Genomic DNA, 12,340 nt, shown 5'->3' with positions numbered 1-12,340 from the left:
TGTAATCAATGTACATGCCAGGGAATTGTTTCCACATCACCTGGGTCGCCGGGAAACTTAATTCAATAAAAGGAGATCGGAAAAACGTGAAATACACTGCGCTGCTGAGAGGAATCAACGTCGGGGGCAAAAACAAGGTTGAAATGAAGAGACTTAAAGATATCTTTGCGTCTCTGGACTGTAGCAATGTCTCGACGTACATCAAATCAGGAAATGTATTCTTTGAATCCGATCAGATTCGGGACAGGCTTCACGAGAAAATCATGGACAGCCTGAGCAATGAATATGGATTCCAGATTCCCCTGCTTATTAAAACACACCAGGAAATTCGAAGGATCGCTGATGCCATTCCGCTGAACTGGAAGAATGACTCGGAACAGAAAACAGATGTCGCCTTTCTTTTTCCGGAAATAGATTTTGAAGAAACAGCCGACAGCCTGCCGGTTAAGAAGGAATTTATTGATCTCAAATATGTCGAAGGGGCAATAATCTGGAACGTTAAAAGGGAGTTTTTAAACAAAAGTCAGTTGACGAAAATCATCGGCCATCCGCTGTATCAATCAATGACGGTAAGAAACGTAAATACCGCACGATTTTTAGCGGATAATATGTAAAAAGGCAGACCATATGAAAATACTGTATTTAAATCCGGACAACATGGCAGAACCCAGGGGATATTCTCATACCATATCCGTATCGGGAAACCACAGAACAATCTACATTGGCGGGCAGAATGCGATAGACGAAAAGGGCGATCTTGTCGGTAAAAACGATCTGGAGCTGCAGACAGAACAAGTACTGATCAACATTCGCAAGGTATTGGCTGCCGCAGATGCAAAACTCGAGAATGTCATCAAGTTTATCATTCATATTCTGCAGGGACAGGATCCCCTGGACGGTTTTCGGGCCTTTCAGAAACAATGGGGTGATAACCAGAGGTTTCCCGCAGTTACCGTTCAGTTTGTCCCTGGTTTGGGGCATCCTGACTGGCTGGTTGAAATAGACGCCATCGCGGCAGTTCCGGAATAAACCCCTGAATCCAAAAGGTATCCGCCAGAGAGAAGAATTTTTCATTCCCTCCGGCGGACAGTAAAACACCAGGGAGATTTAACTAAAAGTCTCCATTGTAATCTTTACCCATTTCTGACTTCCACGGACGGCGGCGTTCAAGAACGCCAAGAAAAATTGCGATGATAATCGCCACCGGAAACCCCAGGGCCCAGAAAGGCAGCCCCAGGCTTTGGGGAATCGTGATTTTCCCAGGTCCCTGATTCAGCCCCGAAAGCAGGGGCTCAAAGTATCCGTATATCACAACTCCGAACACACCCCCCGCCAGAACAGCCCAGGCATCCTTGTATCCCGCTCCGATCTGTGCCGGAAGGGTTGTGGGACAGCCCCCTGCAAGGGCGACACCTGCACCGAAAATCAGTCCGCCGGCGATAGTGGCGGGATAAACAGCAGCCTTCGGACCCGGATCAACAAGTCCCAGAATATTAAGAACGGAAATCACCACCATTGACGTCGCTATGGCGGAGAGAAAAACCTTGAGCACGGTGAGGTTCCTGAACTGAAAGAGTCCGACCATCATTCCTGGCTCAAAAACACGGCTTTTTTCTATGGCAAAGCCGAAAATCAGCCCCATTACTATACCCGTAACAACAAATGTAAATGCCATACATCCCTCCTACAAACGCCGCATGATGTTTGCTGCAGCCATACCGCCCAGAAACATACTCACCACTACAACCATGGAAGATACTGCCAACTGACCCACTCCTGAAATACCATGACCCAGGGTACAGCCTCCCGCCCAACGGGCACCAAAAAGAAGGATAAAACCACCGATGAAGGCCATACCCAGACGCTGAACCAGTGTCGCGCCTGTCGCTGTCTTCCATATCGGTGAATAGGACGGCCTCCGGCTTGCTGATAAACGGGAAGAGATAAATGCGCCAATACCGATGGAAACAACCATACTTGCCTGCCAGAGATAGCTCAAGGAGGTCATATATTTTTCGAAGTAGCCGATCTCCTTGATCGCCGGATCTATCAGCCCCGCAATATAGGCTGAAACGGATACATAGGAAGACGAAGCCCCAAGGGCTGAACCGATGATCAGAAACGCGGGAATCTGCAACAAGCCGATTACAATACCGGCTGCATAGGGCGACCATGCTTTGTCTTTAACCATTACACTGCTCCCTCCTGAAAAAATTTTCAGCATCACCCCGGTCTTTGAAACCCGTCGGGTGATGCCGTTCCTGTTTTTAATAATAAGTATCAATTGCGTTGAAGGCAATCAAAATCAGGAAGAGGTCCCCTTCGCCATAATGACACTTACCTCAGTTATCCATGCTGTGTTATAAAGGCAGTGTAATGTATTCAATCAGAAGCTCCGAAGAAGATCAGACCCCATTGGACTACTTCGGTCTCCACCGGTTGTTCGATGACCAACCATTATTACGCCTATTCCGGAGGCAAAATCCGGCACTGGTTATCGCAGTCCTGTATGAGCTGTTCAAGAAAAAGGAAAGGCTTATCGTCAGCTATCAAGATGCTGTGCTGGAGACAGGCCTCTTTCTCGATGATATAGCCGAACCTGATTCAGAGAAGATAGATTCCATGGAAAAGGCGGAAAAACTGATTCAGGAATGGTGTCGTCACGATAACCGCTTCCTGCGCCGTTACCTGGATCAGTCGGGAGAACCGGTCCTGGAACTGACTCCTTATACGGAACGGGCGATACGCCTGATCGAAGATATGAGTCGAGTCAGCTATGTAGCTACTGAATCACGCTTCACCGACATTCTTCATCGTCTGCGCCGTCTTTCCCGGGAGTCAATAGCCGATCCCGAGGAGAAGATCGCCGAATTGAAGAAAGAACAAGCAGAACTCCAGGCAGAAATAGACTTGATTCAAGAACATGGCGAGGTTGATTCTCTGGATAAACGGCAAATGGGTGAACAACTCTTTGAGCTTTCCAGAAGCGCCCGTGATCTGATCGCCGATTTCTCCAGCGTTGAAGAAAACTTCCGGGGAATACTGAACCGTATTTATAAAGAGGAGGTGGAATACAGCTCCTCCAGGGGACAAATCCTGAAGGCCGCACTTAATGCTGCAGACGAACTGCACAATACTCCTCAGGGAAAAAGTTTCGATGCGTTCTGGAATTTCCTTGTAACCGATTACGGCAGGGACGAGATAAACACACTGGTAGAAAAGATCTTCGCTTACGTAACCCAGCGGGGAATGGAGACCGGCGATACCTTTCTGCTGCGCCTTAAATCACTCCTGCTGAATGCAGGTAAGCGCATTATAGACTCCAACCGTCGCTTGACGGAGCGGCTAAACCGCATAATAGTCGGACCTGAGGCTGAACGTTCCCGGGTTCTTCTTGATAAGATAAACGAAATCAAGACAATAGTGCTTAATCTGAACGGCGACCTGCCGGATGAAGACTCATTTATGCTCATCGAGACTGATCCGGAGATTTACCTGCCCATGGAGCGTCCTCTTTCCGTTCTTCAGGAAGAAACCGATTTCAGTCCTCCTGAAGAACCCGAGCTAGATTCTCCGGACCTTTCACCTCTGGCAAATCTTTTTTACATTGATTACGGCCTGCTGGAAAACAACATCGCCAGAGAGCTTGACCGCAGAACATCAGTTTCTCTGGATTATCTGCTTTCAACGTATCCTCCCGAAAAGGGGCTTGCTGAAATTATCGCGTATCTGGATATTGCAAGCCGCAGTCCGCACAACAGGATCCTGGAGACCGGGTTTTCGTTCATCTACAGCTTTGACGGAATAACCCGGAATATACATATACCCCGGGTCCTTTTCTCAAACGAAGGAACAGATCATGGCTGAATACGCCGATTTCGCGCCCCTGGTCCTTAAACTACTTAAGGGTCCTCTCTATTACGACGACCCGCATTGGGGAGAACTACTGATATTGCAGCGAAAAGCCGCCGACTACCTCTCCCGTATCGGCCTTGAACTGGTTCTCTCCGAGGCCGAAGGGTTTGCCTTTATTACCCAGAAGGACGGGCAGGAGGACGGGGACCTTCCGCGACTTACTCCGCGCCGGCCTCTTTCCTTCGAAGTCTCCCTGCTTGCGATTCTGTTGAGGGAGGAACTGGAACGTTTCGATCCGGATAAAAGCGACAGCCTTAAAGTGTTTATCAGCCTCTCACAGATACGGGACAAACTTCGCGTATACTTTCCCGATTCCGGCGACGAAGTGCGTCTTATTCGTGATCTGGACAAGCACATTTCTGCACTGGAACGCCTTAAATATATCCGTACGGTATCTGCTGAGCTGAAAAGCGATGATCCCCGCTTCGAGATCCTTCCCATAATGAAAGCCAGAGTGACTCCGGAGTTCATAGATGAGTTCAAGGCAAAACTCACCGATGGAGAAAAGTAAATATGGAGATGCTGTTTCCTGAACAGATTATCGACAGCGGGTTCCGGCTGGCGTATCTCGAGATCTATAACTGGGGCGGATTTCACGAAAGAATATGGCGGATCAAACCAGACTGCGAATCCATCCTGATTACGGGGGCGAACGGTTCGGGAAAGACGACCCTGGCGGATGCCCTTGTTACACTCCTGGTTCCCCCGGTCAGACGCCATTACAACCAGTCCTCCGGAAGCGAACGTAAACGGGACCGTACCGAAGAGACCTATGTACTTGGAGCCTACGGAAGTATTCGCAACGATGATGCCGGCCGTTCCGCCGTCTCAAATCTGCGGGATAAAAGCTGCTACTCCATTCTGGTAGCGGGATTCAGCAACAATCTAAACAATGCTTCTTTTTGCCTTGCCCAGATCCGCTGGTTTTCCGCTTCGGGACTACAACGGGAATATATTACCGCCGACGCCCCCTTGCATATTCAGGAGCATTTACAGCCCCTGGACGCAAAAAGAGAATACCGTAAACGTCTGGGCAGTATCCCGGGAATCGCCTGGCACGACAGTTTCGCAAAATATCAGCAGTACCTTATCCGGGCTCTTGGACTCCGCTCCGAGAAAGCACTGAACCTCTTTTCCCAGATAGTCGGTGTAAAACAGATCGAAAACCTGAATGTTTTTATCCGTACCCACATGATAGAAGAGCCGGGAATGGAGGAGGATTTTCATAAACTCAAAGGTAATTATCAGGACCTGCTGCAAACCCACAACAAGATTGAGATGGCGGAAAAGCAGCTGGAATTCCTGACCGAAATAAAGGAAAACGGTGAAAAATACCGCACCATTCAGAAGGAGCGGGAACAGCTGCATAGCATCAGCCAGGGGATACCTTTCTTCTTTGCCGCACGTATTCAGGAAAAAGCCGAAGAATTTCACGCTGAGCAATCGTCTCTGCTGGAAAGGCATCTGTCGGAAAAAGGACGGATTGAACAGGAAAAGGAAAAAACAGCGCGTGAACTGGAATCAGTAAACACTGCTATCGCCCGGGATTCGACTTCCGGCAGACTCAGGGAAATCGAAAACAACCTTTCGGGAGCACGGGAACGGATACAGGAGCTCAAAAAACGTCATTCCCAATATATAAGATGCTCTGAGTCCCTGGGCCTGCCCGCCCCGGTATCCGCAGATGTCTTCAACACAAACAGAAGCACGGTACAAACGCTGATCAAAAAGAAGGAAAATCAGGTTAAAGAGGCGGAAAGAGACCTTCGTAACATCGAACGGAAGCAGGAAGACCAGGAAAGCATCTCCTCAGAACTGGAAAAAGAGATTAAATCCCTCCGGGATCGACGATCGAACATCCCTTCAAAAGTCCTCCATCTGCGAAGGCAACTGTGTGACGCTCTTGAAGCAGCCCCTGCAGAACTCCCCTTTGCAGGAGAGCTTATACAAATACGGGAGGATGAAAGGCGCTGGGAACAAGCAGCGGAGAAACTGCTGCACAGCTTCGCCCTTAGTGTCCTGGTGCCCGAAGGCCTGTATCAGCAGGCGACTACCTACATCAATTCAACCGATCTTAAAGGCAGACTGATCTACTACCGGATACCCGATAGCCGGAGTAAATTCCAAAGCGGTACCAGAGAAGAACTTTTTACCCCGGAACCTGCAACCCTGCCTGCAAAACTGGAAGTACGCCCGGACACCCCATTCTCTTCCTGGCTGGCATCCACGCTCCTTGACCGCTTTGACTACCTGTGCACCGATGATCTTAAAGAGTTTTCCCACACAACCTATGCTGTTACTTCCCGGGGGTTGGTTAAGGGCAGGCGAAAACATGAAAAAGACGATCGTCCGGGACGATGGGACAGAGACCGCTATGTTCTCGGTTGGGACAACAGCCGGAAGATCGCCTTCCTGCAGGAACAACACCGGAATACAGGTGCGATTCTGGAAGAACTGAAGAAATCCGTCAACAAATCCCAGCAGACAATTGCAGGACTGAGGGACAGAATAGAATCCGGAAGAACAATTGTCGCCTTGGAACAGTACAGTGAAATTGACTGGGCGGAGCTTGCCGAAAGAATCGGCGATCTGGAGGCCCAGAAAACGTCCCTGCTGCAGAGCGCGGACGCGCTGAGGGCTTTGGAAGCAAAGAAAGGGGAACTGGAAGAAGCCCGCAGAAAAATGGAAGAAAAACGCGACAATCTTCTTGAAGATATAGCCCTATGCAAGCAGAAAATCAGCAGTCTGAAGGAACAGATAAAAACCAGCCTGGCGCTGCTGGAAGAACTCGATGAAACTCAGCGGTCAGAACTCGACAGTGTTTCCCCGTTTATAGAAAAACTGCTCACCCGTAAGAAAACGGAAGGCTTCGACCCTATTGAAAGGATTAAATCACAGCAGATAGCTGTAATGGAGGAGAACCGCTCCAACATCGAGAACACCGTAAAGAAGATCGACAAGGTCAGCCGGGACCTGATTAATGCCATGAACCGGTTTCTATTCCCCGGAGCTGAACTGGCAAGGAGTTTTCCCGGGTGGTCCTCGGATACGCATCATCTCTCCGCCAACCCGGATTTTCTTGATGATTTTATTTCGGTCCACGACAGAATACAAAAGGACGACCTGCCAAAATACAAAAAAGACTTTCGCAAGTTCATGAATGAGCGAATGTTCGAAAACATCATTTCCTTCAGCAATACCCTTGATCTTACCGAGAAAAAGATCAAGGAAGATATCGGAAACCTCAATCGCTCTCTGATTTCGGTCAGATATTCCAGACTGCCGGAAACCTACATACGCCTTGATACCAGGGCCGCCCGGGATGTGTCCGTTCAGGAGTTTCGTGCCCTTTTGAGAAGCTCCATGGGAAACGCCAGGCAAACCGGAAGTGGCGGAGAAAACAGTGAAGTTGAGCTGGAAGCCTCCTTTATACGGATACAGGAACTTATTTCGAAACTCTCCGAGGACGATACCTGGCGAAAGAAAGTTCTGGATGTACGCAACTGGCTTGAGTTCGGCGCAATAGAATTGTACCGGGACAACGATGAGCAGAAACAGTACTACGAGGATTCCATGAGCCTTTCCGGTGGAGAAAAGGCCAAACTTGCCTATACGATCCTCGCTTCCGCCGTAGCCTATCAATACGGACTTAACCGTGAACAGCACGAGCAGACAGGTCGCTCCTTCCGCTTTATTATTGTGGATGAAATATTTTCCAAGGTCGATCCGGAGAATTCAGAATTCGCCATGGATCTGTTCAAAACCATGGGTCTACAGCTGATGATCATTACTCCCCTTGACAGGATCAACATAGTCGAAAAGCATATCGGATCAGTCTGTTTTATCGAGAAGCAGAAAGAGTATGCTGTGCCGCATCATCTGAGCATAGAGAACTACCGGGAAATGCAGGCCATGAATCAATGATAAGCCCCGAAGAACTGCGAAGCAGATTGTTAACCCGCTACCCTGAATTCCTGAAACTGGTTGTCACCGGGGAATCTGTCTTCCCTTACCGGCCGAGGGTCAATCTCAAAATTGATTTCAGTCAATATAACGAGGCGGTAAGGCAGATCCGGAAGCTGGAAACGCAGGCCAAAGAACAAAAGGGATTCGGGTACGTCATTGAGTTCAAAACCGTCCGGACAAGGAAATTCGGAACTCAGACCATCCCCAAGGCGATTCTCTTCGAAACACCGGAGGACCTTTTCCGGTTTATCGGGAAAAAAGCTGAGGTAGCCGCTCTTTTTGAGGCGATCGATCTTACCCGAAAGACTATCGCCGTACCAGACCCATGGCTGTGCCGAAACATTCCAATGATTCTACGTTACCTCGACAGATGGCCGGATATTCTCCGCACGGCGCATCAACTATCGGAGCTTCATACCAACACCGATCTGAGAGGGCTCAACCGTCGAACCCTTCCCATCAGCCTTGACACCAAGTTTATTGAGCGGAACAGAACCCCCATACAGAAAATACTGGAAGAGATGGGAAGAGAATCCCTTGATCTGGATAGTCCGATTTACTCCAGTGATTTTTTTGTCTGGACACGCTTTTATGAAGCGGCGTACTCTTTTTACAATGCCGACATGGGGATCTTCCCCGTGGAAGAATTTTCCACTATGGAACTCCCGGCTGAACGGATCCTTGTAATCGAAAACAAGGCATGTTTTATCCGCCCCCTTCCGCCGCTTATTACATCGATACTGAAAAGAGAATCTCAGGAGACAACCTTGCTTATATGGGGACAGGGGAACGCCTGTCAGCGGCTAAAGGAAGTTCCCTGGCTGATGCGTAAAAACCTGTATTACTGGGGCGATATGGACCTCCACGGACTGGCGATCCTGGGCCGCTTCCGCAGCATATTCCCCCATACCCTTTCGGCAGGAATGGATCTGGCGACGTACAAGCACTATACCAAGTTCGCAGTTCCGGGAGGGTCCCTTGACCGAGGCAGCTGGTACGATTATCTGAACCTGGATGAGAAGGAGCTGGCAGACTACTTGATCGAGCATCCGGAAATATCACGGATAGAACAGGAACGGGTGCGATAGGGATTGAATCTATCGAGCACCCTGTCAGGCTCTTTTTTACAAACTGTTGACCACCAGACCGGTATAATCCCCACCGGAGAAGGGCTCATCGTCCCGTTCGACTCCTTCCAGAGTAAAGCAGACGGAACTGGAACTACAGATCCCAGGATATCGCAGATAGACGGGACGGAGAAAGAAGGCCTTCCGAGACTCATTAAGGCTGCACCACGGACAACCAGATCAATGGAGTTTATTACTTATTCCCTTATCCGGGATTGGTTCCGTTAGACATAACCCTTTCTACAGCCTTAAGAACCCGGGGGGATTCAAAGGGTTTAATAACAAAATCCTTAGCCCCGCCCTGAAGTGCTTTTATCACCAGCCGCTGCTGTCCTACGGCACTGACAATTATGATCCGCGGAGGAGGAGTTCTCTGCATCAGGATCTCCAGGGCTTCCATACCATTGGTATTGGGCATGGAAATATCCAGGGTAATAAAATCCGGTTTATATCTGTCATACATTTCAATGGCTTCATTGCCATCTCCGGCCTCCGCCACGATTTCATACCTGGGTTCGAGAATTTCACGGAGCCGCAGGCGCATGATTGCGGCGTCGTCCACGATTAATCCGCGTATCATTACAGCACCTCCTCCATTATCGCAATATTGATTTCGAGCATCCCCATCTCAGAGAGGAGCCTGAGCGAAACTGTCGGCATCTCAAGAAAATCAACCACCATCTGATCTCCCGTAAAAACAGCCGGAGGTGTCAGATTTATGATCTTATCCTGACCGGCCAACTCAATACTGGCCTGGCCGGTGATCATATTTCCGATTTCTCCGACCGCCGAGTTAATATACTTTTTCAGCTCATGGGGCAGTTTGTTCGGCAGCATGGCATGGGTAATATCCTGGGCGAAACTTTTATCCAGAGAATAGACCACCTGCCCGCGAACATGACCGGTTATTCCAAGGATAATACAGACCGGCAGCCCGGGAATGGGAGCATTCTTTTTAATCAGGGATTGACGGGACATATTAATATTCAGTTCTTTCTTGAATACGTGTACCGCGCTTCGTATAAAAACGTTGGCATATTCTGCTTTCATCTAATATCCCATCCTTTCATTTGGAATCACAATAATAAAGGTTGTACCCCTGCCCGGGGCGGTGGATACCCTGATTTTTCCACCGATCTGATAGATCGCGTCTTTTACCGCAGCCAGTCCGAATCCCCGGCCGGCAACAGCGGTCACAGTATCAGCGGTTGAAAACCCCGGTTCAAAGATCATCTTAACACTCTCCCTGGTTGACAGAGATCCCCCGTCGTCCAGCCATCCGATCTCCCTGGCCCGTTCCGTTATCTTTTTCACGGAAAGACCGGCCCCGTCGTCGGAAATCCTGATCTGGATTTCCCGCCCCTCCAGGCTGGAGTGGATTTTAATGTTACCTTCGGGGTTTTTACCGGCTTTTTCCCTGTGCCTCGGAAATTCAATACCGTGGGTTATCATGTTTCGAAGGATATGATTAACCGCATGCAACAGATTCTGGTATTGTTCAGGTGTAACGGAAATCTCGTTGTCTTCGATAAGGACATTCACCCTTTTCCCGTTGGTTGCAGCGAGATCCCGGCTCATATCACCAAGGCGCATGAACAGCATTGAGAGAGGCAGATACGAAAGAACATCGATTGCATGAATCAGATACTTGTCTTCCGGGTAGCGATCCCGCACGAACTTTCGAGTCTTCTCGAGCAATCTCAGGCTGATCTCAATCTTATCCGCCCCTTTAAGCCATTCCTGGCCAAGGACCTCAACCACGCTGGAGACTTCATCGTTAAAAGCCTTTTTCAACTCGGCAATCTCGTTGCCCAGGGGTTCCTCGTCGGAGAGTATGCCCTGGGCAATCAGGACATCTTCCAGCATGTGAGCAAGTTTCGAGGTCCGGGCCATCCTCAAAAAGGAAGCGTTGGCCTTGAAGGTGTGAATATCACGGATTATCTGATTTTTTCTCTCTTCATCTGCGTGGAAGTTACCGTCCACAATACACTCTTCCAGGGCTGCAAAGAGCTCCCTGGCATCATCCAGAATACTCAGGAAATAGCGTTTGGAGGTCACTGCCTTCAGAACCATTTCCCGCTGGCTGTTCTCTCTTTCAAGAGTTCTCTGCAGTTCTTCAGTCTCGGAAATATCCCTGAGCTGTCCCATGATTGTGGACTCATCAACCAGACGAAAACTCATTTCAATAGTCTTGTCATTTATGAACGTCTTGGAATCCAGAACATTAAAAACCACCTCCGGATGGGAGGTTCCTGAGAAAACCAGGGCCATGGCATCGGAGAAATCCTCCTGCCGCTGGCTGGAAGAAAACAGAACCTGGGCAATGTTCTCCCCCGCGATCGAGCGCCCGAAGATGGTATTGCATTCCCGTGAGATTTCAGGATTGATGATCAAATCAGGTCCGAAGGTAATATACCCCACCCCGGAAAAGTCCAGAAGGTTTTGAATGGCCCTGGTCCTCTCCCTGACCTGTTCTTCCAGGTCGATATTGGCCTGACGAAGGACCCGCAAACTGAAGGTCAGAACAAGAACGATCAGCAGCAGAAGAAGTACCAGAACAATACCGGACACAGTAAACGTCTGTTCCAGCGCTCTGTCGGTTTCATCCTGGACATTGCCTCTCAACTCTTCCACAGCGGAGGTAATAAACACCCGCAGCTGGGCTGTTCCCGTTCTCAGCCTCAAATACGCCAGATTCAGCTGATAAACGTCCTCCTGCTGCCCTGAATCGACTCCTGTTTCACTTATCAACCGCGAAACCTGGGAAACCATGCTGTTGATATTGTCATTGGTATTCAATTCAACCTTGGAATCCAGGAAGTTCAACAGAAACTGATCACCGGAGAAATAGTTCCTGACGGTATTTTCCCATGAGCTTCTGATCTGGCCTATCTCCTGGCTTATTGCTGAATCCACGTGCTGCAGCCCCGGGTGCTGGGACAAATTATTCAGATCAATATAGGCATTTTCAAGGGATTCCCGCCATACTTCCCGGGAAGCCCGGATATCGTCGGAATCGTACAATAGGAAGTAGGTATCATTGACCAGCTGCGCCATTTTTGTGAGAGTTTCATCCATCTGGGTCTTCAAGTCCGACAGGCGGGCTACCCTCTGATAGGTAAGAAAGGAACTTCCAGCTCCCACAAGCAATACGAATATAATAAATACCAGTAATGCCCAAAACCACGTGCGACGCATATAAACTTCCTAAAAATGAAAATCAGTAAACTATAATTGAGGATTTCAGGATATTGGATGATTCGGGTGCCGTCAAGCGAAAAAATGTCGTACCGGCGCAAGTACTGTCATCCCCGTACGGCACCGGCAAGGAC

The 12,340-nt window shown here is 49.1% G+C and carries 11 protein-coding genes; 6 read left to right on the top strand and 5 right to left on the bottom strand.

All coding sequences use genetic code 11. The features are described from left to right. Window positions 1-8 precede the first annotated feature (8 nt). On the top strand, window positions 9-614 hold the full coding sequence (locus B4O97_RS14165) for a DUF1697 domain-containing protein (RefSeq protein WP_233143068.1): 606 nt from the start codon (window positions 9-11) through the stop codon (window positions 612-614). A 13-nt stretch (window positions 615-627) separates the two neighbouring features. Then, entirely contained in the window at window positions 628-1,029 is a 402-nt protein-coding gene (locus B4O97_RS14160; RefSeq protein WP_083051783.1) for a RidA family protein, read from the top strand. 82 nt (window positions 1,030-1,111) lie between these two features. On the opposite strand, the gene B4O97_RS14155 is transcribed toward B4O97_RS14160, so the two are convergent. Both B4O97_RS14155 and B4O97_RS14150 read right to left on the bottom strand, forming a co-directional pair. After that, entirely contained in the window at window positions 1,112-1,675 is a 564-nt protein-coding gene (locus B4O97_RS14155) for a YeeE/YedE thiosulfate transporter family protein (protein ID WP_083051781.1), read from the bottom strand. Between the two features lie 9 nt (window positions 1,676-1,684). After that, window positions 1,685-2,191: a YeeE/YedE thiosulfate transporter family protein gene (locus tag B4O97_RS14150; RefSeq protein WP_198947083.1), complete on the bottom strand. Its 507-nt coding sequence runs from the start codon at window positions 2,189-2,191 to the stop codon at window positions 1,685-1,687. A 185-nt stretch (window positions 2,192-2,376) separates the two neighbouring features. Between B4O97_RS14150 and B4O97_RS14145 the strand changes: the two genes are divergently transcribed. Genes B4O97_RS14145 through B4O97_RS14130 form a run of 4 tightly spaced genes read left to right on the top strand, consistent with a single transcriptional unit; the run spans window position 2,377 to window position 8,969 of the window. Continuing rightward, window positions 2,377-3,867, top strand: coding sequence for a DUF3375 domain-containing protein (locus B4O97_RS14145; protein WP_158084309.1), 1,491 nt, complete (start codon window positions 2,377-2,379; stop codon window positions 3,865-3,867). Continuing rightward, the gene (locus tag B4O97_RS14140; protein WP_083051778.1) at window positions 3,860-4,426 is read left to right on the top strand and encodes a DUF4194 domain-containing protein; all 567 of its coding nucleotides are present in this window, start codon (window positions 3,860-3,862) and stop codon (window positions 4,424-4,426) included. The genes B4O97_RS14145 and B4O97_RS14140 overlap by 8 nt, the downstream gene beginning before the upstream one ends. Before the next feature lie 2 nt (window positions 4,427-4,428). Continuing rightward, a complete protein-coding gene (locus B4O97_RS14135) occupies window positions 4,429-7,839 on the top strand; it encodes an ATP-binding protein (RefSeq protein WP_083051777.1) in 3,411 nt (1,136 codons plus the stop codon). Then, window positions 7,836-8,969, top strand: coding sequence for a Wadjet anti-phage system protein JetD domain-containing protein (locus B4O97_RS14130; RefSeq protein ID WP_083051775.1), 1,134 nt, complete (start codon window positions 7,836-7,838; stop codon window positions 8,967-8,969). Before B4O97_RS14135 ends, B4O97_RS14130 begins: the two co-directional genes overlap by 4 nt. A gap of 244 nt (window positions 8,970-9,213) precedes the next feature. Here B4O97_RS14130 and B4O97_RS14125 read toward each other — a convergent pair whose 3' ends face one another. Genes B4O97_RS14125 through B4O97_RS14115 form a run of 3 tightly spaced genes read right to left on the bottom strand, consistent with a single transcriptional unit; the run spans window position 9,214 to window position 12,206 of the window. Next, window positions 9,214-9,588 (bottom strand): response regulator, encoded by a 375-nt coding sequence (locus B4O97_RS14125; protein ID WP_083051774.1) that lies wholly within the window; start codon window positions 9,586-9,588, stop codon window positions 9,214-9,216. Next, the gene (locus B4O97_RS14120; protein WP_083051772.1) at window positions 9,588-10,058 is read right to left on the bottom strand and encodes a chemotaxis protein CheX; all 471 of its coding nucleotides are present in this window, start codon (window positions 10,056-10,058) and stop codon (window positions 9,588-9,590) included. Before B4O97_RS14120 ends, B4O97_RS14125 begins: the two co-directional genes overlap by 1 nt. Then, window positions 10,059-12,206, bottom strand: coding sequence for an ATP-binding protein (locus B4O97_RS14115; protein WP_083051771.1), 2,148 nt, complete (start codon window positions 12,204-12,206; stop codon window positions 10,059-10,061). Window positions 12,207-12,340: the final 134 nt, after the last annotated feature.

The sequence above is a fragment of the Marispirochaeta aestuarii genome, from assembly GCF_002087085.1.
In the GTDB taxonomy this organism is placed as follows: Bacteria; Spirochaetota; Spirochaetia; order JC444; family Marispirochaetaceae; genus Marispirochaeta; species Marispirochaeta aestuarii.
The sequence above is the reverse complement of the archived record's forward strand: the minus strand, read 5'-3'. Positions and strand labels throughout refer to the sequence as shown.